The organism is Exiguobacterium artemiae 255-15 (genome assembly GCF_000019905.1).
GTDB lineage: Bacteria > Bacillota > Bacilli > Exiguobacteriales > Exiguobacteriaceae > Exiguobacterium_A > Exiguobacterium_A artemiae.
The window spans coordinates 2,634,719-2,657,418 of sequence record NC_010556.1 but is presented as its reverse complement, the minus strand read 5'-3'; the positions used below and the strand labels follow the sequence as shown (position 1 = coordinate 2,657,418).

21 protein-coding genes are annotated in these 22,700 nt (G+C 49.6%); 14 read left to right on the top strand and 7 right to left on the bottom strand.

What is annotated here, in order from left to right; all coding sequences use genetic code 11:
• Window positions 1-44: 44 nt before the first annotated feature.
• The gene (locus tag EXIG_RS13570) at window positions 45-914 is read right to left on the bottom strand and encodes a hypothetical protein (RefSeq protein WP_012371535.1); all 870 of its coding nucleotides are present in this window, start codon (window positions 912-914) and stop codon (window positions 45-47) included.
• Window positions 915-1,094: 180 nt separating this feature from the next.
• Here EXIG_RS13570 and EXIG_RS13565 point away from each other — a divergent pair, with 180 nt between their 5' ends.
• The gene (locus tag EXIG_RS13565) at window positions 1,095-2,291 is read left to right on the top strand and encodes a multidrug efflux MFS transporter (protein WP_012371534.1); all 1,197 of its coding nucleotides are present in this window, start codon (window positions 1,095-1,097) and stop codon (window positions 2,289-2,291) included.
• 53 nt (window positions 2,292-2,344) lie between these two features.
• Here EXIG_RS13565 and EXIG_RS13560 read toward each other — a convergent pair whose 3' ends face one another.
• Entirely contained in the window at window positions 2,345-4,849 is a 2,505-nt protein-coding gene (locus EXIG_RS13560) for an EAL domain-containing protein (protein WP_012371533.1), read from the bottom strand.
• A 230-nt stretch (window positions 4,850-5,079) separates the two neighbouring features.
• Between EXIG_RS13560 and EXIG_RS13555 the strand changes: the two genes are divergently transcribed.
• Complete coding sequence (locus tag EXIG_RS13555) at window positions 5,080-5,868, top strand: flagellar hook-basal body protein (protein ID WP_012371532.1); 789 nt, start codon at window positions 5,080-5,082, stop codon at window positions 5,866-5,868.
• 15 nt (window positions 5,869-5,883) lie between these two features.
• Window positions 5,884-6,666, top strand: a complete 783-nt coding sequence (locus tag EXIG_RS13550; RefSeq protein WP_012371531.1) for a flagellar hook-basal body protein — start codon at window positions 5,884-5,886, stop codon at window positions 6,664-6,666.
• Between the two features lie 695 nt (window positions 6,667-7,361).
• Here EXIG_RS13550 and EXIG_RS13545 read toward each other — a convergent pair.
• Window positions 7,362-8,225 carry an NAD(P)-dependent oxidoreductase gene (locus tag EXIG_RS13545; RefSeq protein ID WP_012371530.1) on the bottom strand — a complete coding sequence of 288 codons (864 nt, stop codon included), beginning with the start codon at window positions 8,223-8,225 and terminating at the stop codon, window positions 7,362-7,364.
• Between the two features lie 107 nt (window positions 8,226-8,332).
• Window positions 8,333-10,876 carry a HAMP domain-containing sensor histidine kinase gene (locus EXIG_RS13540; RefSeq protein ID WP_012371529.1) on the bottom strand — a complete coding sequence of 848 codons (2,544 nt, stop codon included), beginning with the start codon at window positions 10,874-10,876 and terminating at the stop codon, window positions 8,333-8,335.
• A 280-nt stretch (window positions 10,877-11,156) separates the two neighbouring features.
• Between EXIG_RS13540 and EXIG_RS13535 the strand changes: the two genes are divergently transcribed.
• The 3 genes from EXIG_RS13535 to EXIG_RS13525 all read left to right on the top strand — a co-directional run bounded on the left by EXIG_RS13535 (window position 11,157) and on the right by EXIG_RS13525 (window position 13,441).
• Complete coding sequence (locus EXIG_RS13535) at window positions 11,157-12,314, top strand: AI-2E family transporter (protein ID WP_012371528.1); 1,158 nt, start codon at window positions 11,157-11,159, stop codon at window positions 12,312-12,314.
• Between the two features lie 73 nt (window positions 12,315-12,387).
• The gene (locus tag EXIG_RS13530; protein ID WP_012371527.1) at window positions 12,388-12,711 is read left to right on the top strand and encodes an HxlR-like winged helix-turn-helix transcriptional regulator; all 324 of its coding nucleotides are present in this window, start codon (window positions 12,388-12,390) and stop codon (window positions 12,709-12,711) included.
• 133 nt (window positions 12,712-12,844) lie between these two features.
• Window positions 12,845-13,441, top strand: coding sequence for a hypothetical protein (locus tag EXIG_RS13525; protein ID WP_012371526.1), 597 nt, complete (start codon window positions 12,845-12,847; stop codon window positions 13,439-13,441).
• Window positions 13,442-13,474: 33 nt separating this feature from the next.
• Here EXIG_RS13525 and EXIG_RS13520 read toward each other — a convergent pair whose 3' ends face one another.
• Window positions 13,475-14,407, bottom strand: coding sequence for a class F sortase (locus tag EXIG_RS13520; RefSeq protein ID WP_012371525.1), 933 nt, complete (start codon window positions 14,405-14,407; stop codon window positions 13,475-13,477).
• 86 nt (window positions 14,408-14,493) lie between these two features.
• Window positions 14,494-15,864, bottom strand: a complete 1,371-nt coding sequence (locus EXIG_RS13515) for a copper amine oxidase (RefSeq protein ID WP_012371524.1) — start codon at window positions 15,862-15,864, stop codon at window positions 14,494-14,496.
• Between the two features lie 306 nt (window positions 15,865-16,170).
• On the opposite strand from EXIG_RS13515, the gene EXIG_RS13510 reads away from it, so the two are divergent.
• The 7 genes from EXIG_RS13510 (at window position 16,171) to EXIG_RS13480 (ending at window position 21,001) form a co-directional block, all read left to right on the top strand.
• Window positions 16,171-16,467, top strand: coding sequence for a DNA-directed RNA polymerase subunit beta (locus EXIG_RS13510; protein WP_012371523.1), 297 nt, complete (start codon window positions 16,171-16,173; stop codon window positions 16,465-16,467).
• 27 nt (window positions 16,468-16,494) lie between these two features.
• A complete protein-coding gene (gene fabZ, locus EXIG_RS13505; protein ID WP_012371522.1) occupies window positions 16,495-16,917 on the top strand; it encodes a 3-hydroxyacyl-ACP dehydratase FabZ in 423 nt (140 codons plus the stop codon).
• 7 nt (window positions 16,918-16,924) lie between these two features.
• The gene (locus tag EXIG_RS13500) at window positions 16,925-17,347 is read left to right on the top strand and encodes a hypothetical protein (RefSeq protein ID WP_012371521.1); all 423 of its coding nucleotides are present in this window, start codon (window positions 16,925-16,927) and stop codon (window positions 17,345-17,347) included.
• Between the two features lie 133 nt (window positions 17,348-17,480).
• A complete protein-coding gene (locus EXIG_RS13495) occupies window positions 17,481-17,804 on the top strand; it encodes a four-helix bundle copper-binding protein (protein WP_012371520.1) in 324 nt (107 codons plus the stop codon).
• 151 nt (window positions 17,805-17,955) lie between these two features.
• Entirely contained in the window at window positions 17,956-19,470 is a 1,515-nt protein-coding gene (locus tag EXIG_RS13490) for an SdrD B-like domain-containing protein (protein WP_234944545.1), read from the top strand.
• Window positions 19,471-19,588: 118 nt separating this feature from the next.
• Window positions 19,589-20,020: a helix-turn-helix domain-containing protein gene (locus tag EXIG_RS13485; protein ID WP_012371518.1), complete on the top strand. Its 432-nt coding sequence runs from the start codon at window positions 19,589-19,591 to the stop codon at window positions 20,018-20,020.
• Between the two features lie 132 nt (window positions 20,021-20,152).
• The gene (locus tag EXIG_RS13480) at window positions 20,153-21,001 is read left to right on the top strand and encodes a pirin family protein (protein WP_012371517.1); all 849 of its coding nucleotides are present in this window, start codon (window positions 20,153-20,155) and stop codon (window positions 20,999-21,001) included.
• Between the two features lie 68 nt (window positions 21,002-21,069).
• On the opposite strand, the gene EXIG_RS13475 is transcribed toward EXIG_RS13480, so the two are convergent.
• The gene (locus tag EXIG_RS13475; protein ID WP_376778098.1) at window positions 21,070-21,315 is read right to left on the bottom strand and encodes a hypothetical protein; all 246 of its coding nucleotides are present in this window, start codon (window positions 21,313-21,315) and stop codon (window positions 21,070-21,072) included.
• 110 nt (window positions 21,316-21,425) lie between these two features.
• On the opposite strand from EXIG_RS13475, the gene EXIG_RS13470 reads away from it, so the two are divergent.
• Complete coding sequence (locus EXIG_RS13470) at window positions 21,426-22,667, top strand: UDP-glucose dehydrogenase family protein (RefSeq protein ID WP_012371515.1); 1,242 nt, start codon at window positions 21,426-21,428, stop codon at window positions 22,665-22,667.
• Window positions 22,668-22,700 lie beyond the last annotated feature (33 nt).

Here is a 22,700-nt window from a genome sequence, read left to right as displayed (position 1 = left end):
TTTTTTGAGTCAGCCACTTTTTTAAAATTAAACGGAAAGTAAAATCACTGCGTACTGCGCATGAAATCCTGGTAGGCATCAAAATCATGATAGACGATGGCGCTTGGCGGCAGGGAGCTGTTCATCGTTTGATTGACGAGCTGATTGAGCGCAGTCCGTGTCTTTCCGTAAAAGGTGATGCTTGGTGTTTCCGGAAGTTCCGTGAATTCCAGGGCGTACGACAAAAGATGTTGATGACTGGCGGCGTAGAGCGCATCAGTCATCGTAATCGCAGCAAGACCATTACCACCACTGTAGACGGTCCGGTAACTCATCAAGGTGACTTCATCAGCCAGTTCCATCGCCCATTCGCTGAGCGGTTGTCCGGAAGCATCCGGCACGGTATGGAACCAAAACGGCAGGAACAGTTGCAACGGGAGATTTTGCGCTGTGCTAACATCGTGAAAAGCTGTCAGCAGGCGTTGATAAGAGGCGATGACAGACGCTTGATCCGTTTCCCAGGCCGGTAAGGCGTAAGGTTCGAGATCGACGCTGATGCCATCCGGACGTTCCATCGTTTCTTGCAGATAGACACTGATCCAGGCTAACGGATCTTCGACGTTCGGCCGGTTCGTCGTGCCTTCATTCGTAATCCAGCTCGGCTGACCGAACAAAAAATAGACTTCGATTCCGGCAAGGTGGGCTTTTTCAACGAATGTGCGGTAGAGGGTTCGGTCACCCTCGACAGCGACATGCAGGTAGACACGTTTCATCTGTCTGTTTGCCAGCTGTGTGACTTTCGTTGGAATTTGTTTCGCTTCAGGGATGGACCACATCACGGTATGACGCGTGACGGTGACAGCCGCTTCGGTTCTGACAGGCAGAAGCGTCGCAGCCATCGTAAGACAAAGCAAACTGAGGATGAAGCGTTTCATATCGTTCACTCCCTAGATTAAGTTATCTTATTATCGGTCGTCCGGAGTGACTTGGATATAAGCCAATGGTCAGGGAGTCCTTTGAATCAGTTCAAATCCTAGACATTTTACTTTGTGAAGGGTATATTAGAAGTTGTTGAATTGAAACGGAATTACCATTAAAAAGGAAGTGATGCCACAATGCCATTGTGGAAACGAAATTTAGTCGTTGTTTGGATCGGTAGTTTTTTGACTGCTGCTGCTTTAAGTTTAGTCTTACCGTTTTTGCCCTTATTCATTGAAGAACTTGGTGTAAACGGACGCCAGGAAATCACGACCTGGTCGGGTGTTGCTTTTGGTGCGACCTTCCTCGTCGCAGCCATCGTATCACCGATTTGGGGACGACTGGCCGACAAAAAAGGCCGGAAGTTGATGTTACTGCGGGCAAGCCTCGGGATGTCGATTGTCATGTTCCTGATCAGCTTCGTACAGGATGTCTATCAGCTCGTCTTCTTACGACTTGTCATGGGTGCCGTCTCCGGATTTATCTCTGCCGGAATCACCATGGTTGCCTCACAAACCCCAAAAGAGAAAAGTGGCTGGGCGCTCGGTACATTATCAACCGGTGGGATTGCCGGTGGATTACTTGGACCTCTGATTGGAGGATTCCTTGCCGATATGATTGGGCTTCGACCCGTTTTTCTCTTTACGAGCATTCCGCTCTTCCTGACGTTCCTTGTCACGTATTTCTTCGTCAAAGAGGACTTTGTTCCGTTACAAACGAAGAAAATGGCGTCAGCTAAAGAAATCATCCAATCGTTACGTCATCCGGAACTGATTTTAAGTCTCTTCCTGACGACGTTCCTGATTCAGTTTGCGGCACAATCGATCAGTCCGATTTTATCCCTGTACGTCCGGGAACTCAGTCCCGGTACGGAACGATTGGCCTTGCTGTCTGGTATCGTCGCGTCAGCTCCAGGGATTGCGGCCTTGATTGCCGCGCAGCGGCTCGGCCGGTTATCGGATAAAATCGGGGCGGAACGCGTTTTGTTCTTCGCCTTGCTGATTTTCGCCGCCTTCCTGATTCCGCAGGCGTTCGTGACGGATACAAGCCAATTGATCATCTTACGGATGGGAATCGGTTTTGCGACCGCCGCACTGATGCCGTCAGTCCAGGCGCTTCTCCGGAAACATACGCCCGCGAATGCATCGGGCCGGATCTTCGGTTATAACCAGTCGGCGCAGTTCATGGGGAATTTCCTCGGACCACTTGCGGGTGGTCAGATTGCCGGTCACTTCGGTTTTGAAGCGTTGTTCCTGTTCACCGGTTTGATTGTCATCACAAACGCGGTGCTCGAACGGACGCAAACGGCAGTCCTCAGTAAAAAACACTCTTGATGCATACGAAAAAGGCGATTCCGATTCTGCATCGGTATCGCCTTTTTGATGTGTCAGGATAACATAAAGAATTCATCGAGCCTAAGTTGCTCGGATGTCTCGAGCGCCTTCATGATTTGTCCCGATTGAGCCCGGACTTTATAGTCGGCCGAATAATGGAACAGCCCGTTATCGAGTTCGGTCACGGCGAGCGGTTCGATCAGTGTTTTCGGATGGACGATGTCCGTCAATTGAAGCGACAGTTCGATTTGATGATCGACCGGTAAGCGGATCGACGCATAAAAATGAACGGAACGGTTCGTACTGCGGGTGATGAGGATCGGTGAAGCCCCAACGTTGACATCTTTTCCGTTTAACCGCGTGATCGAGATGAGTCCGTGCAGAGACGGCAACGGTTTTTTCGGTGACTTCTTCATTGATTCGACGGGGTGCAGGACACCTTGTTTCAACAGCAGACGTAAGGTGTCGATGCCGACCGGACGGCTGAACAGATAGCCTTGAACGGCGTGGCATTCAAAGTCCCGGAATTGATCGAGCTGGTGCAGCGTCTCGATTCCTTCAGCGACGACCGACAACTGAAATTCTTTTGCCAGGTAGACGATGCTTTTGATGAGCGGAACCGGCTGCTCGTCTTCTTCAAGTCGGGCGACGAACGACCGGTCGAGTTTCAGACTGCTGATCGGATATGTTTGAAGACTGCTCAACGAAGAAACACCGCTTCCGTAGCCGTCGAGAATCAGCTGGATCCCCAACTGGTGAAGCTGTTGCAACGTCTCTTTGACGAACTCACTCTCATGCAACAACACACTTTCCTGAAGCTCGAGTTGCAAGTACCGGGCCGGAACTTGATGGCGGTGCAGACACGTCCGGACCGTGTCGACGAAATCCCGGTGCAGCAGCTGCTTCGAAGACAGATTGATTGAAATCGGGACGACTGGACTTTGTTGTTGCAAAAGGGACTGAATCGTCCGGCAGACCGTCTCGAGAACCCATTCACCGATCGGCAGATAACAATGACCTTCCTCTGACAACGGAATGAAGTCTTGCGGCGGAATCCGTCCCCATTCGGGATGATCCCAACGAATCAAAGCCTCGCATGCCAGAATCTGCCCGCTCCAAATGTCGACTTTTGGTTGATATTCGAGAAACAGCTCATCCTGCTGGATCGCATTCCGCAGACTCTGTTCCAGTTGATGACGGCGGTAAATTTCAAGATCAAGCTGTGACGTATAAAATTCGTAAGCGGGCTGTGCTTTCAGTTTGGCACGGGACAAGGCCCGGCTGGCAGTATGTAACAGCTCGGTAGCCGCCATTTCGTCATGTTGGAATGGACTGAGACCGATCGCGAGCTCGGCCACCAGTTCATAGCCTTCGATTTGAATCCGGGTCGTGTTCAACGCCAGCAAATCGAGACACATCGCTTTGAGGGCGACTTCATCAAACGGTTGTGTCGACAAGACGGCATAATGATCACCGGTCAGACGGGCGCAATAGAGGTCCGGTAATGTTTCCGTTAAGTAGCGGCTCGTCTGGCGTAACCATTGATCACCAATATCGTAGCCGATCTGTTCATTGATCCGATGCAACTGATTGAAATCAAGCGATAGAATCGTAAACGGATGGTCGGTCCGGATCAAGTGCTCGACTTCTTCGAGGAATAACGTTCGGTTCGGCAGTCCCGTCACTTGATCATACAAGGACAGTTTCCGGATATCTTCCTCCTGGTCAAGGATGGTTCGATCTGATACGCGTTTGGTATCCGTTTCATCCGTCGCTTTTGTAACGGCCTGAAAGAGAAAACTGAACAGCTCCTCGGAACCGTCTTCGGAGCGGAGTCCCTGACAGATCACCTCTTGTGTATAGTCGCGTGTTTGATTCATCCGCAAGGTACAGGAGGCAGTTGGTTCTCCTGGCTGAAGGAGCGTCAGTTGTTGTTTAAAGCGTGACCGGTCATCGGGATGGATTTCAAGTAAAAACTCATCGTACTCGAGGGAAGCGAGCCGATGCTGTGAGATATCCAGTAACGAGGCGAAATGAGCCGATAAAGTCAGCCGGTCCCGTGTCGTTTCGTATTCAAAAAAAGCCAGACCCGGGAGCGACGCCGTCAGCTGTTCTTTTGCTGACAACCGGGTGTGCTGAAGCCGCAGCTGAATATGCTGGGTGATGTCCCGGGCGATGCCGTAGACACCGATGATGACGTGATTTTGATAAATCGGAATGTTCGTGACATTCATCGTCAGGCGATGCCCGTCGTGATGGGCGACTTCTGCCGTAAAGTGGACGGTCTCGCCGCTTAAAGCCCGTTGTTTAATCGGAGCAATCCGCTTCGCTTCAGCCGGTGTGATGAACTCACTGAAATGCTGGTGCTGAAGTTTTTTTCCACCGTAGCCGAGCAGCAGGGACAGTTTTTGATTGTAGGAAACAATCTGTCCTTCTAAATTCAAGGTATAGACCGCATCGGGATGGTTTTCGAGAAAGTGTGTTGCGTCGACCAGTTGTTTAAAATCCAGGGAGCCGTTGATGAAGGATTCTGTGTTCTTCTTTTTGAAGAAGGGCATGATCTCACCTCATTTAGTGTCGTTATAACTTGATTATAACAATTTATGGGATTTAGACATATCATGTCTGTTGAAAAATAAGCAAATGTTTTTGAACGAATGGGGTAGGCCTTTCGATTCATCTACGCGATTCATTCCCTTATTTTGAAAAAAACATCGAATTTCTAAAAAATTGACCGATATACTTAAGGAACAGAATTGAACAATAAGTCAATGAGGAGCCAACACATATGTTACGAGGAATGTATACGGCGTCTGGTGCGATGCAGGCGTTACAACGGCAGCAAGAGATGTTAAGCAATAACCTGGCCAACGCCCGGACGCCGGGCTTCCGGGCCGATCAGGCGTCCCTCCGGACCTTTCCTGAGATGATGATCCAGCAGTCGGGCGTCAATGAACAATCCGGTGTCCGTTCCCGCGGGACAGTCGGGAAACTCGCGACCGGTGTTTTCATGCAGGCGGCGACACCGAACTTCGCTCTCGGCTCGATTACAGAGACGGGTAACGCAACGGATCTTCAAATCAGTTCGCTTGAAGGAGCGGCTCTGTTTACGATCCGGCATGCCGATCCCGCGACCGGCGAAGAAGAGACACTCTATACGACGAACGGTCAATTCGCCGTCGGACAGGACGGTCTCTTGCGGACGACGGAAAATGATCTCGTCCTCGGTGACGCCGGTCAGCCGCTGAACGTCGTGAATGAAGATTTCACCGTCAGTGCAGACGGTGCCGTCACGGATGGAAACGGTCAAGCCATCGGCAACCTCGGTCTGGTCGTCACGAATCAGCCGGAAACGCTTGAGCGGACCGGGAACGGTCTATTCCGGTCACCGGATGCGTTAAATGGCGGTGCCATCAAGGTCGATCAAGGGGTACTCGAACTCGGAAATGTCGAAGTTGAACAGACGATGACAGAGATGAACGCCGGTCTCCGCCAGTTCGAAGCCAATCAGAAAGTCATCCAGGCCTATGACCGGACGGCGGAAAAAGCAGTCTCGGAAATCGGACGCGTCCGTTAATCAAGGAGGAAGTTCATGCAATCACTTTATACATCGGCCAGTACGATGGCTCAGCTTCAAAAGCAGCTCGATACGACCGGACATAACTTGGCGAATGCCAATACGAACGGCTACAAACGGCGGGATTCCCAGTTCAATGAACTGCTCGTCCGGAATCTGAACAATCAACCGGCGGGACTGACGCCGGGATCGCTGACGACACCTGCTGGTCTGCGCCTTGGTGTCGGCGGATACGTCGCTAATGAAGCAACGCGTTTCGCAACCGGGACGTTCCAAAATACCGGACGTAAGCTCGACGCGGCGCTCAGCAATCCGCACCATTTCTTTGGTGTGATTGATGCGGACGGCGTGACGAAGTTTACACGTGACGGTAATTTTGAATTGTCTCCGCAGGCAAACGGACAAGTCCTGTTGACAGATGATGCCGGACGATCGGTCATCAATCAGGCGAACGAACCGATTACATTCCCGGACGATGCGACGTCGATCGAACTGAACAAAGATGGCAACATCACCGGCGTCTTGAACGGGGAACGACGTGTCCTCGCCCGGATTGGTGTCGCCGATATTCCGAACCACGGGGAATTGACCGATGTCGGAGGCGGTCTCTATACGACGGCAGGACAATACCAAAATGCGACGGGAAATCCGTTGACGGTCGGAACGCTTGAGACCTCGAATGTCGATATGGCGACGGAGATGACGAACCTGACGCAGATTCAGCGGGCGTACCAGTTTAATTCAAAAGCCCTGACGACATCGGACCAGATGATGGGTATCGTGACGTCACTGAAATAATGTTGAATGGTGATCTATGAAGAGGATTTCTAGAAAGAGCGGACAGAAGCGATGAAAATCGGATGCTGTCCGCTCTTTTTGGCGTATGCTGCAGGAGTCAAAAGAAGGGACGAGTTGTTTGATCTTCGATATTAGAAGATCAAACAGGGTAATAGTTATTAAATAGGAATATGTCATGTACTAGTTTTTTTGAATATTCACTATTCGAGTTGGATAAGTGAATGGAAGGGCGGCACATATGATTACTCATGAGAGAGCCTTATTCGTTCGTCAGTGTGTCTTCGATTATTACCAGCGGCTTGAAATCGACTGTCAAGTGACCATCTTTACGGAACAACCATTACAGTTATTATTGGATTTCGATTCAAGAAGAGAAGAATTATTTACGCCCCGGCGCCGAAGTCATTCCTGCCGAGACATTCGTTCGCATCTTTCATCGACCTTCGATGAGTCGTATACGCATATATATATGACGAAAGCTCCATTTTCATCCATGACGCGCTATTGTCTGTTAATCGTTTGATGAATGTGTTGATGATGATTCCATGCTTTCTTAGATGCGTGGGACGGGTCAAACATTGCTTCGTCAGTTGATTTAATGGATAAAAGTGATGGCTTACCCCACCAGGAATAGGCGAGACTACTTCCGTTATAAGAACCGGGAATAGTCTCGCCTGATTTTGATTGCTCCAGGGTTACCGCTGCTTTAATGACAGATACACAGCGGCCATGTCTTCGTCGCCGTGGCCACTTTCCAAGGCATGTTGATACTGCGTCTGTGCCGTCGCTGCCAGTGGCAGGTCGAGCGTCAATCGTTTCGCTTCTTCCGTGATCAAACCGAGATCCTTTGCCATCAAGCGGAGCGGAAACGCAGGCGGGAACTGTTCGTCCCGGTACATCGTCTGTTTCCCTTGGAAGAGCGGCGTGTTCATTCCGGATGCTCCGATCAGCTGAATCAGCTTCTCTTTGTCGAGTCCGGCCCGTTCGCCGAGCAACAGCGTCTCGGCAACACCTTCCCCGACAAGTGCGAGCAGGAGGTTGATGGCAAGTTTGGCCGAACTCCCTGTTCCGTGGGCACCGAAATGAATGCTTTCCTTACCGAGAATTTCGAAGTAGGGACGACAGGCGGCAATCGCCTGTTCGTCTCCGCCGAGCAGCAGGACGAGTTGACCGGCTTCCGCGACCCCGACGGATCCGGAGACAGGTGCTTCGAGATACGTTGCGCCGGCCTGTTCGATCCGTTCCGCAAAGGACACCGATTGTTCCGGTGAAATCGTACTCAAGTTGACGAGGGTTTTCCCCGACAGCTTACTTGCCAGCAGCCCGTTTTCCTGTTCGAAGACCGCCGTGATGGCGGGACCATCCGCGAGCATCAGAAAGATGATGTCCGATTGTTCGACGACGGCGCGGGGCGATTCGAGCGCGACAGCCCCTTCTTTGACGAGAGACTCCGTCTTCTCGACCGTCCGGTTATACACGTTGACCGGATGCCCGGCTCGTCTTAGACGTAACGCCATCGGCACTCCCATATGACCTAATCCAATCCAACCTAATGCCATGTCTAAAACTCCCTTCGTTTTTCAGCTCTTCTCCTAATACCCGTCCTGCCGTAGTCCGTAACCTGACAAAAAAACGTGCCCTTGTCGAATGACAAAGGCACGTCAGTTTATTCTTCATACGTGAGGATGGTCGAGATGACCGCAATCGGGAAGCGGATCGTAAACGTCGATCCGGCGCCGATCGTCGACTCGACATCAATCGTCCCGTTATGGTGCTTGACGATTTCCTTACAAATCGACAGGCCAAGTCCGGTTCCACCGATTTTCCGGGTTTCCGAATTGTCGACCCGGTAAAACTTATCGAACAACTTCGACATCGCTTCTTGGGGAATACCGATTCCTTGGTCACGAATCGTGATTTCCGCAAAGCCGTCGTGGTTTTCGATACGAATCGCGACGTTGCCGCCGTCCGGTGAATATTTGATTGCATTGCTGAGCAGGTTGTTCAGCAACTGTTTGATTTTTTCCGCATCGGCATCAATCATGATCGGTCCGACAGCTTCAAACGACAATTCGTGTGTCGTATGGGAAGCATCATGGAAGTCGATCAATTCTGCTGCCAGCTGAACGAGGTCAAACGTCGCCATCTGATAACGTTGTTCGCTTGATTCCATCCGCTGGACATCGAGGAAATCATTGACGAGTGTCGTCAGGCGTCCCGTTTCCGAGTGGATCGTCGTCAAGTACTTGCGTTGTTTCGGCGGATCGATTTCCCGGTTCAGCATCAGTTCCGTAAAACCGTAAATCGAGGATAAGGGTGTCCGCAGTTCATGCGAGACCGTCGAGACGAACTCTTCTTTCATCCGGTCCGCTTCCGTCTCTTTCGTGACGTCGCGCAAGACGAGCATTGTACCGACCCAGACCTGATTGATCTGGATTTTTTCCGCGTAAATCTGGATGTAGGCACTGTGTGAACGGATCGAGACGAGAAGACTGTCTTTCGGCAGGTTCTGTTCGACGATTTGTTCGATATACTGTTCAAACGGTTCCGGTTCATCGATGATGGCGGAGAGTGCCGACATCGCCTGGCGGAACGAGGACAGATTACTGTCGTCCTGGTATTCCGTCTGGACTTCCGGGAATAGTTTCATCAACGGTTCGTTGACAAGCAGTTCGTCGGATTCGTGTTCGATGTAGACGACGGCTTCCCGGATCGAGTTCAGGAGTTGGCCGGTCTTATTTTTCTCGTGCATCATTTTTTCATAAATTCCCATCCGCATCAGTGAAAGGGACAACTGGTGCGAGAACGACAGGATGTCACCCATCTGTTCCGGTGTGAAGGCATCCCGGTACCGGACGAGGTAGACGCAGGCGATGATCTGTTCTTCGTTCGGATCAAGGATCGGCACGGCAACCTCATACATATAGTACGGATATGGCAACGGACTGTCATGAGCAACTTGTTTTGACGAATGGACCGGTCGTTTTAAGACGCGGGCCCGGTGGAACAACGATTGATCGTCCTTGACGAGCTGACCGACCATCTCTTCCGTCATCCCGTACTCAATCGTCGAGCGGACGTCATGCTGATCGAGGAACAGCAGGGCACCGATTTCTGAGTGGGTGATGGCGACAAGTTTTTCGATGATTTCCGGATACGCCGTCAACGTCTCGCGTGACGCGAGGGTCTCCGTCAGTTCATTGCGGTATTTCAGATGCTGTTCGCTGCGTAACGTGATTTCGAGTGCTTCTTCGAGCTCTTCCTGTTGTGCCTGCAACTCTTCCTGCTGGGCGACAAGCTCTTCCTGTTGCGCTTGTAACTCTTCGTTTTTCGCCAGCATATGGACTTTATTGTCGGCGATCGACGTCGCCATCCGGTTAAAGGATGTCGTTAAGATATACAGCTCATCCTGACGTTTTGGTAATGGAATCGTGTTGATGTCCTCTCCGCTTGCGAGCAGGGCACTGTCACGGGATAACGTGTTGACCTGCTTCGTCACCCGGCTGATGAACGGTCGCACGAGCAGTAACAGGATGATGATCAGGACGACGAGATTCGACAGCCAGATGAACTGAGCGACCCGCATCTCACCGAGCAGGTTCGTTTTCGCTTCCGTCTCTTTGTTTTGAATCAACGTCAAGTAGTCCGTGAGTAACGTATCGATGCCGGCTGCATCCGTATCTGTCGTCAATTGACTGTTTGAGCCTTTTAACGTGCCGTTTTCATTAAATAAATTTTCACCGTTCGACAAGGAAGCAAGGGTTTTCGGATCAAGGAATGTTTCGTCGATCGATCCGTCTGTCTTACCGGCGACGTATTCTGTCAACAATGGAAGGGCGGTCCCGAAGTAATCATCATAAAGTGTCCGGGTGGCGACCGCATATTCCTTTCCTTGTTCGTAAATGGCATTTTTTTCGAACCAGGTCGTCAAACGATTGATTTCCCGCTGATTCGCTTTGATCGTATCGAGTATTTCTGGTGTACCGAACAGCACATACGATTTCACATTGCTCTGCACAAGTGTCCATTCGTTGGCTAATGTATTGGCATTCGTTCGGCGTTCCCGTAAATCATCGAACGTGGCATTCGTCTGGTCGATCTTTCGTTCCGTATAAGTATAGACGATCGCTGACGTCAGACTGAGCGCGATGAAAACCATATAAAAGGCAAACATCAATTGGCGACCAATTTTTTGATTAATCCATTTCACTTGTTTATCCTCCGTATTCTGTTTTGTAGGTTCAAAAAATTAATCCAATATTTTTATATTACTTAATCAAATAGGTATCCATCAAACTTTAACACGCAAAGATGCAAAAAAGATATTTTAATTATTAGATTTATCACCGGAACGAATGGGAAGCAACTTCACAAACACTTTTGAATGAATGCTTCTTCAACTATTTTTTGAAAATAAGGATTAGAAGCGTCGGGATAAAGGGAATCTAATGAAGGAGAAGTCCTCATTTTAATCATAAGGAAGTGACAAGATGCAAAAGATGTTCGAAAACAAATGGTACCGCGGTGCCTGGTGGATCATGACGCTGCTGATTATCGTCTGGATTGGTAATCATGTGACGTTCTTGTTCCGGCCGATTGCGATTTTACTGCAGATGGTCGTTCCGCCGCTCGCAATTGCCGGTATTCTGTATTATGTCCTGCTACCGATTGTCGAGCTGCTCGAGAAGAAGATGAAACGGCGTCCGGCAGTCATTCTCGTTTTGCTCGGACTCGTCAGTATTTTGACGGCGCTCGGGTTCATCTTCGGTCCGATGCTGTCGGATCAGATTACGGAATTCGTCAATTCGATTCCGACACTCGCTTCCCAGTTCCAGCGTCAGCTGATTGATGTCCGGGATCAACTTGAAAACAGTGCCTTCTTCTCCCGGTTCCTCAGCGGACAGGATGATCTGTTTAATAAGTTTTCCGGGAATGTTTCGGAGTATGCCTCGACCTTCCTGAAAAACATCGGAACCGGTGTCGGCGGGTTTGTCAGTGTCATCACGACGACGGTCGTGACGATCGTCATCATTCCGATCATGTTGATCTACATGTTGCTTGACGGGGATAAGCTGAAAGGCAATCTCGTTAAGATGATGCCGTTTGAGTACCATAAAGAAACAAAAAAGATTTTGCATGACGTCCATTTGACGATCATGAGTTACATCCGCGGCCAGGTCATCGTCAGTATCGGGGTCGGGATCATCGCCTATATCGGTTACTTGATCATCGGAATTGATTACGCGCTGTTGCTCGCACTGTTTGCGACGTTGACGAACATCATCCCGTTCCTCGGACCGGTCATCGGCGTTGTTCCGGCACTGATCGTCGGATTCATCCAGGATCCGATTCTTGCCGTCTACGCCGTCATCGTCATGACGGTCGCACAACAGATTGATTCGCACATCATGTCGCCGCTCGTTCAAGGGAAGACGCTGGATGTCCACCCGTTGACGATCATCATCGTCCTGCTCGTCGCCGGAAACATTGCCGGATTCTTTGGTGTCCTGCTCGGTGTTCCGTTCTACGCCGTCATGAAGGTCGTCATCCTGAACATCCGTCGTCTCTATCATCTGCGGTCGCAAAAGAAGATGGTCATCGCAGAAGACGAGAAGACGTTTAATACGATCGTGACGACAAAAGACTGACTTTTGAATTTTGCCGGCAATTCCGTCATACTGAGAACGTAGTCGATTGTGTCACGAAAGGGGTATGTGTCAGATGGATCAACGTCACGTAGAAGAACAGGCTGATTTATTGGCCCTCCAAAAGTTTCAGCACAATTTCGAAAATAGTCTCAAGTCGAGTGTCATCTTTATCCTGCGGGATGGGGCGCTGACAATCGGGGAAATTGAACAACGTCTTGATCAGTCGCACGGTCAGATTCTCGAACAATTGCAGGAATTGATTGAAGACGGACTCGTCTTGCAACAGATGTCGGAAAAGGTTCATGGACTTGCGTATTCCTTGACCGGTCCGGCAGAAGAACTCGTTCGTCAGTTCAAGGAATCGATTGCCTGGAGTAAACAACATATTACGTATTAAGGAAGTCCGCCCTCGAGCAGTTGCTCGGGGGTTTTTCGTTATTATAATTGTGAAAAAATGTATAATTATTGAATCGAAAACGACATAATGAAAGCAAGAGTAATGACGTCAGAGTGGGAGAGAAGGAATCGGAGTGAAAAAAACAATCCTATTGTATGTCCTGATACCGGTATGCATCATTTTTGTCATCGTCAAGTGGATTATTCCCATCGTCGGGTGGGGAGCAGACTCTGAACCGGTCAAAGCGAATCCGATTCCCATCATGCAAAAATGGGATGAAGGTCAATTGAAACAATTTGATCGGGAAAACCGGGTGGGGACCCAGTATACACTCGGTGGACTGGAAGTCGAGACGTTAGCGATGCAACGGCGGGAGACAGTCCGGACGACACCATTGTTGCGGGTGCTGGTCTCAAAAGAAAAACTGGTTCAGGTGGGAACCGGAACAAATCGGTTACTGGCTTTGACCGTCACGATTCAAAATCAATCGGACGATCCGATTGAAATATCGAACAAACTCGGAGAGTATGAAACGAATGGTAAAAGAACTGCCGTTTTACATGAGAAACATCCGCTTGTCGGCACGTACCGGGCAGGAGAAGAACGGACAGGCGTTTTATTCATCAAAACAGAGCAGAAAGAACTGACGGCAGGACATCTTGATTTACTGTACCAAACACAATCAGGTGAAAAACAACTGCGTGTTTCGTTGAATCAACAAAAAAACTGACCGGCTCCTATGTATTGGAGTCGGTCAGTCGGATTATTTTTGAACGGCACTGAACGCTTCTTCGGATTCAATTCCGGCTTTGTTGACAGCCGTGATGATGAAACGTCCGGTTGTATCTTGCGGTAACGGGAAGGCTTTTCGTTCGATTGATTCCGTCGAACCAAGTTTTTTCCGTTTTCCGTCTTGTTCCTGATAGATGTTATACGTGACGACCTCATCATCAGTCGAGGCATACCAGTTCACGAATCCACTTGAGACACGGACATTTGTCGCTGGTTTTGGCGGCGTTTTGACCGGGTCAGATGCCTTTTGATCCAGTTCCGTGAAGACGACGAGACGGTTGTCGTATGTGCCTTCATTTTCATCATACGTCCCGATACACGTGATCAAGTTCAGGTTTCGCTGATCAGAAGCACCAAAGATTTTTTCGAGCGGTGCATCGAGGTGACCATATTCGACCAGTTTTTTGACACGGAAGACAAGATTACGTCCCGATTCATCCTTGATGTTGATTTTATCGCCTTTTTTGAGCTCATGCAGCTGGTAAAAGACGGCCGGACCGGTCTTCGTATCAGTATGTCCGTCGATGACGGCATTTCCGACGTCACCGGGACGGGGTCCGAACTTATACCACCCGACTTGTTGTTCATTTTTCGGCGTTCCCATGGCACCTTTTTTATCGAGACCGACTTGTTCAATATTCGTTTTGACCTTGAGCGAATCAATTGTCAACGTTTTCGGCAATTCGACCTGGTTCGTCGACAGACTCTTGAATTCTTTTTTAAAGATTTCAGATGGTTTGAGTGGATCTTCCTTTGTCTCGGAAGATGCCGCAGATTCAGTTTTTGTATCGCCTTGCGTAATATTCGTTTCCGGTTCCTTCGTGTTTCCGATCAGTAGAAAAATTAACGTACCGATTGAAACGAGCATCAACAGGATGCTGACCGGTAATAACCATTTTTTCAAGACACGTCACTCCTTTCCGAGACAAAGCCTCTTACACAGAAAAAGGATAGTGCCGAGGCGCTATCCTTTTTAGTATACCCGAAATCTTATGCGTTTTGACGTTTGCGTGCGAGGACGATTCCGGCTGCACCGAGTGCAAGACCGAAGAGTGCGATCGCACCTGTTGTACCTGCTGTATTGTTGTCGCTCATGCCGCCGTTACCTGTGTTCGGCATTGAACCTGGTGTACCATCCATGAATTTCTCAGGTGATTGTTTGACGATCGCTTCACCGAGGTTTTCACCGACGCCGTACATGTAAGCATACGACTCACGGAATGTGTCAACCGATCCTTTGTAGTCGCCTTCGACATACTGCATGAACGTATCTTGGACGTATGTCTCATGACCAGAGACCGCTTCTTGTGCTGCTTTTGTCGGAAGGTTCTCTTCTGTTGCTGCGCCAAGGAACGCACCGAAGTCATTCGAGAACATTTTGAGCATGTCTTGCGCATCACCCATCAATTTCTTGTCGTCGTTGATGGCTGCTGTGACGAGGTTTGCTTGCGCTTCGATGTGGTTTTTCGTCCAAACTTGCTCGAACTGATCCGCACCTGCTTGACCGTAAACCGATTTCATAGCGGCTTTGAAGTCAGCTGTGTGCATGTCTTCTGCCCAGTTCGCTGCATCATAGTCTTTCGCTTGATCGACGCCCGCTGTCATGCTGATGTTGGCAAGTGCCACGTGTTCAGCTGCGAGGCTGTTGAGTGTTGACCGGAGGTCAGCGGCTTTTGTGTCCGCTTTCGTGTTGTCGAACTTCTCAGGCATCTGTGTTGTGATCGCGACGGAGAGTGCTTTTGAGATATCATACATGCGGCTGTAACCTTCACGGAACGTGTTGTACGATCCTTCGTAGTCACCAGTTGCATATTGTTGGAATGTTTTATAGACGTCCGCTTCATGGGCACGGAGAACTTCTTCCGCTGCTGCCTTCGGCAGTTTACCTTCTGTTGCTGTGTCGAGGAAGCTCGAGAGGTCCTGGACGAACTCTTCTGTTTCCGCTTTCGACGCGTTGATGCCGTCTTGATCGTCCGCTTTGACGGCTTTGACGAGATCCGTTGTGTATTTGTTGTGGGCTACGAAGATTTTTTCGAATTGTTTTGCACCTTCGTCGCCGTAGACAGAAGCGATTGCCGGTGTCATGTCGAGTGCGTTCTGTTTCAGTGCGGCTTCATAATACTTCGCATCTTTTGATCCGTCATATTGTTTTTTCATGTCCATGACGGCAAGCACAAAGTGCTCCGAGAGTAACTGATCGAGTGTCGCACGGAGGTCAGCGGCTTTTGTTTTGACCGTGACGTTCTTCGCGCTCTCCTCATGTTTCATGTCGTCTCCGCCACCGGAAGCGAATGCTGCCGTTCCTGGTAATACGAGTGCTGCTGCCATGGCTGTTGCTGCGAATTTTTTCGTGTTTTTCATCTTGTCTCATCCTCTCAAATTTGGGTGTTGTTTTTGTATATTTGGTAGTTGTTGTCTGCATCGTTCTGAACAGCATACGCGCCCGGATTTTGTTTGGATTGAAAAAATTGAAAAGTTTTTTAAAAAAAGACCAGATGGTTCTGTTTCTTCCTTATATACAAAATGCAGAACTTTTTTTATAAGTTCAGGGTTTGTGCATGTTACACTTAAAAAAAGAACCGTTTTGTAGCTGAACTGCAACTATTTAATACCAGGTACTAATATGCTATACTGTTCTTTAGACTGAACCAATGAAAGGTGATCAAGATGGTACAAAATCAAGCCGGAACGGACCAACCGACCCGTGAACGTCTGAAACGTAATCAACAGGTTAAGAACGAACAGCCGCAAGAGCAGGAACCGAAGCAACGTAAAAAATTACGTCAGTATTCTTCACGTCGTGTTCCGATTATTGCTCGTTTATTGATCATTGTTCTTCTTATTGTCCTTGCGTTAGTGATCGGCGCAATGGTTGGATATGCGACACTTGGTGGTGGCGAAGCGATGGATGTCCTTAAGCTCGACACATGGACCCGCATCACCGATTTTTGGACAAAATCTTAAATTAACCAGTGATTGGAGCTGCGCTATATGTATACGATTGAACAAATCAAGGAAGTCATTCCGCACCGTTATCCGTTTTTGCTCGTCGACCGGATTCTTGAAGTCGAAGAAGGAAAACGGGCTGTCGGCATCAAAAATGTCACGGCAAATGAAGAATTCTTCAACGGTCATTTTCCGGATTACAACGTCATGCCCGGTGTATTGATTGTCGAGGCATTGGCGCAAGTGGGTGCCTTTGCTGTTCTCAAGATGGAACAAAACCAAGGCAAACTGGCTTTTTTTGCCGGCATCGAGAATTGTCGTTTCAAGCGTCAGGTCGTTCCCGGTGACCAGCTCCGACTGGAAGTCGAACTGACGAAACTGCGTGGACCGATCGGTAAAGGGCGTGCCACAGCAACAGTCGATGGGGAAGTCGCCTGTACTGCTGAACTGACTTTCGCAATCAAGTGAATCCGTAATGAAGCGTTTGCTGATTCCCTTGGCAATCTCGCTGCTTGTCATTCCCGGTTGTCAGCGTGCTGACGAGGTGGAGACCGCTTCCCCGACGGTCATCATCGATCCTGTCACGCGTGCCGGACAAACGGAAAACATCTCGGCTCAGATTTCAGCAACGGACAACGACCGGATGCGTCTGACGATTCGGACGGCCAATGACATCCGGCTGGATGACCAACAGGTTGATATTCGACTGGATGTCGCCAATCAGTCGATTCCGTTCCCCTTTGTTTCGTTTACGGCGAAAAAGATGGGGGAAATCAGAACGTACACGTCGGATACGACGATTGAAAAAGAAGTCTTCGATGAAAACCGCTTGCCGGTCCTGATCATCGATGCAGGCGCCGGACGTGGCATTGAAATTCCGCTTGAAGTCGTCCGTTAATGGAAAAGAACCATACGATAACCAGTTGTTCCCCGGTTATCGTATGGTTCTTTTTTTGTTTTTAAGAGAGTGTATCCGGGGAAGAAGGATACTAGCGTTTACTTAGTCATCACTTCAAAGGGGGAATCATATTATGCACGAAGCACATCAGGAAGCTCTAGCGACACTCGAAGCCTGTATCGTCGCCTGTAACACTTGTTTTGACGCCTGTCTGAATGAATCCCACGTTACTCATATGACGGATTGTATTCGTCTTGACCGGGACTGCGCCGACATTTGCAGCCTGCTCAGTCAGGCCATCGTCCGAAACAGTCCAAACATCGCCGTGCTTGCGACGGCCTGTAAGGAAATCTGTTTAGCCTGTGCCGAAGAATGCTCGAAACACGATCATGACCACTGTCAAAAATGTGCTGCAGCCTGTGAAGCGTGTGCGAAAGCCTGTGATTCACTCGTATAATCTTAAGACGACTGATCCTTTATGAGGGACAGTCGTCTTTTTCTTGGACGAATTTCGGAAATCAGGTGGTTTATTTTCCCTTTATTGTTTAAAATCTAGGTAACACATATTTTAGAATGGAGCGAAAACAAACATAATGCGAAAAATTGGAATGTACATAGCAGCGTGTCTGCTTGTCTTTGGTATCATCACACCAGCTCAGGCAGAAACGATTTCTGCATGGGATGTCACCGGAACGGGAACGAATCCGTATACGTTGACGTTCACGGGAGAAGGAACAGTCAATCTTGAATCTGAAACGGAATTGGTCTTTGAAGGCGGATTGACGGGACAAGCAATTGATATCGCCAAAAACCCGACCGTCACGTTTACAGCGGAAACGGCACCTGTCGTGAAAGTCACATCGACGGATCAGGCGAAAACGATTTTGATTCAATTCGGCCGCGAAGTTAAAGCGGAGCCGACACCGGAAGAACCCGTGACAACGGAACCAACGCCGGAAGAACAACCGACACCGGAGGAGCCGGCGACGGAAGAACCAATCAAAGAAGAACCCGTGAAAGAAGAACCGGTCAAGGAAGAACCGAAGCCGGAAACGGAACCCGTCAAGGAAGAGCCGGTAAAGGCGACGACGGGAATCATCAACGGAATCATCTGGTTTGATGAAAATGAAGACGGGATCCGTCAGGAAAAAGAAACACGCATCAGTGACGTCCCGGTGTACCTCTTAAATAAAAACTACGATGTCGTTGAGGAAGTTTACACGAAAGACGGACTCTATACGTTCAAGGACATCAAACCGGGCACGTATTACATTGAAGTGTACGGCATGGACATCGGGTACTACTACACGTCTCCTCAACACGAAGGAACGGATCCGACGATCGATTCGGATCTTGACGAAGATGACCTGGCAAAAGTGAAGCTGCAAGCAGGGGACATCGTTCAAGTCGATGCCGGTCTCTACGGTCTCGAAGACGAAGAAATGGACATGGCGAACCTTCTGATCGTCACGAACTTCCTCGATGCGAATAACGATCAGATTCCGGGTTACACGGAGCAGACGATTCCTGCGACCTATACGATTACGGATGCCATCACGGGGAAAGACGTCTACACGGAAGAAGTCGGAAAAGACGATGCCTTGTCGATCGAGTTGACACCGGGTACGTACACGGTGAAGACGGAAGTCGCTGCCGGATACACAGTCGAAGCGATGCACCACGTCTCGCTTGATGAGATGATGGATTCGTTCGAATTGACGAAAGCCGGAGCGGAAGCCCTTGCTGTCGGTATGGCAGATGAAGACGAAGAAGAATTCCCGGGATACGATGAATTCCTCAAACTGTTCAAACGAAAAGCAACGACGGATTCGGTCACGTTGACGGATGAGACGATGGGGTATTTCCTGCTTGCTGAAATCAAGAAGGCGAAACCGGTCGTGGAACCGAAACCAACGCCGCAACCGACGAAGACATCGACTACACCGGCACAAGCACCGGTTACGGAAGTCAAAGCAGACAATCCGGATACAAGCACAAGCAATAGCAATGCGTCCGGTGAACGACTCCCGCAAGCAGGGGAAGAGAAACCGTTCCCGTACGCAGCGACAGGAGCAGGACTGGCAGTCGTCGGACTCTGGTTATTGTTACGACGCGCAGGATAAGGACAACCCTCTGGACCACACCGGTTCGGAGGGTTTTTTTGATGTGTGTATTGATTGACACACACGCACACACGTGTGTATAGTAAGGGTATCAAATGAATGGGAAAGAGGGATTACGATGTTAACGACAAAACAGATCAGTGAATTGTTACGCGTATCGGAAGAGACGGTCCGCCGCTGGATCCGCACAGGCGAATTACATGCGGAACAGGACGGTAAAGGGTATTTGGTCGACGAGCTGGCACTCAAACGTCTCGTCGACGAGAAGTCACAGATCCCGGGCAACGCGATGAATAAAGTTTTGCCGATCATCAACGACCTGTTTGGTCCGGAAGCGGCGAAGTTTGCCAAGTCAAACCTGTTTGATCCGCTCCGTCAGTCAATGGATCAGTCGGCACCGCCACGCCCGGAAGCGTCACCGGAGTCGGTTGCAGAAGAACTGAGCCAACTGAAACGGAAAAAACGTCGCCTCGAACTCGAACATGAACTGAAGCTGCTTGAAATCGAAGAGAAGATTGCCGTCCTCGAACAAAAGGCGTCACGTCTGTAATCGAAGTGCTGAAACGATTCCGTCAACCGGAGTCGTTTTTCTTTTGGATGGAAACTCTGACGAGCAAACGAGTACGGCTTCCGCAACAGGCTATGCGACAATGAAAGCATCATAAGTGGAGGAGTTGGAAAAATGTTCGAACGTGATATCAAGAATCATTGGCAAGTGACATATCAACAAAACGGTTATCCCCATGTCCAACAGGGCTGGGTGCTGTCACCAGACCGGAAAGACGAGTTTGATCCGTTTATCCTGATGGCGGAGGACTGGTTCAAACGCGGAACGTTTTCCGATCATCCGCACCGCGGCTTTCAGACAATCACGTATGTCATCGACGGTCGGCTCGAACATATCGATAATCATGGTGGGCACTCCATTCTTGACGCCGGAGACATCCAGTACATGAATGCCGGCTGGGCGGCGCGACATGCCGAAGAAGCGGTCGATGACGATTTAATTCATACGTTGCAACTCTGGCTCAATCTGCCGAAACGTTTGAAAGAGACGACGACATCGTATCAAAACGTATTGCTTGAACAAGCTCCGGTCGTGACGTTTGACGGCGGACACGTCCGCGTTTATTCCGGTGAGATTGCCGGCGTGACGGGACCGCTCGACAGTCTCGTCCCGATTACGATGAGTGAGATCTCCTTGGCACCGGGTGCGACGTATCAGCACGTCTTACCGACGAACCATAATGCCTTTCTGTATGTTTTAGCCGGGGAACTGGAGGTCGGGACAAGCGAAACGAGACTTTCGAAGACGATGGCCGCGACATTGACGTTTGACGAACAGGCAGCAGGGGACAGTGGACTTACGCTGACGGCAGTCAGCCGGACGAAGGTTTTGATTTACTCCGGCCAACCGATCCGGGAAGAGACGATTGCCTACGGACCGTTCGTCATGAACACGGAAGACGAGATTCGTCAGGCATACCGCGATTACCATGACGGAAAATTCGGACCACCGGCCGTCCTGTAACGACAAAAAAACCAGTTCCGTTTCATCGGACTGGTCTTGTGTGATTGATAGGCGGACACCGCTCGACCTCAATTTGAGGCAGAACCGGTCGTCCGTTTTTTCTTGCGGCGCCAAAACCAGTAACCGAGCCCGAGTGCAATCGGGATCGCGGCCAGGTAAGGATTCGCTTCTAAATAACTGATGATCTCAAACAGCGCGAACCATCCACTGAGTAAACCGAGGATGAGTAAGATCGTCCGAATCGCTTCGGGAAGCTTGCGGATACGATATGCGAAGAGACATACGAGGCAAAAGATGATAATCGCCACGAGCATTCCTCCCATTCCCGTATTCAGTATAGCGTATTCGAAAAGCTTTTTCGATGCACAAATCACTTTCGCTCCCGTATAGTGAAGACAGGGAAACTGATGAAGGATGTGATGAGATGCAAGTGACGGTAATTGGGACGGGATATGTTGGTCTTGTGACCGCGATTGGACTAGCCGATGCCAAACACGATGTAGTGTGTGTCGATTTAAATAAAGAGCGGATGGAACAATTAGCGCAGGGGATTGCACCGATTACGGAAGAAGGAATTGAAGAAGCCTTACAAAAAAATCAAAGTCGTTTGACCTTTACGACCGAGTATCCGCTATCCGACCTGTATCTGGTGGCAGTCGGAACGCCGGAACGGGCAGACGGAAGTTGTGATTTGTCAGCAGTGCAGGCAGTGGTTAAGTTGATTCATTCCATTCAACCGGATGCTGCGGTCGTTTTGAAATCGACGATTCCACCGGGAACGACGGAATCCCTCCAGGAAATGTATCCATCGTTACGCTTTGCAATGGTACCGGAATTTCTTCGGGAAGGTACAGCGATCCGGGATATGCGTAATCCGCACCGGGTTATCATCGGGACGCACGATCAAGGATTGGCGGAGAGTCTGGCTGACTTATTTAAAACGAACGCGCCAATCGTCCATGTCGATCCGACTACAGCTGAATTGACGAAGTATGCAGCAAACAGCTTTTTGGCCGTCAAAATCAGTTTTATCAATGAGATTGCACGGCTGGCGGATATCGTCGGAGCGGATGTCGAAGATGTAGCCCATGGGATTGGTCTAGATCCACGTATCGGTCCGGCGTTCTTAAAAGCGGGTGCTGGTTACGGCGGCTCATGCTTTCCGAAAGATATTGCCGCTTTGACGACGTTAGCTCAAAGACAAGGTGAACACCTTCATGTCATTGAGGCAGCGGACCGGACGAATGAAGCGCAGCTCGAGTATGTTCTTCAAAAAATCGATCCACGACCCGGTCTCCGGATTGCTTTGTTAGGTTTATCCTTCAAACCGGGAACGGATGATTTACGTGATGCTCCGGCATTACGTCTGGCAGAGCGTCTGACGAAAATGGGTGTCATCGTCACCGGATACGATCCGGCTGCGAAAACGCTGCTCGATCAAAAAAAGACGATCGAAGAGGCGGTCGCAGGGGCGGAAGTCGCTGTCATCATGACGGAGTGGGACGACATCAAGCATGTCACGCCACAACAACTGACAGCGAACATGAAGACCGCTCGTTTGATCGACGGCCGCAACTGTTGGGCATTCGTTGATGAACCGGGTGATGTCCAATATGAAGGAATCGGTCGACCGGGTAAAACATTTTCGAACAATCCAACTTCCTGACCTGTCATATAGGGTGAGTCCATCAAGGATTCA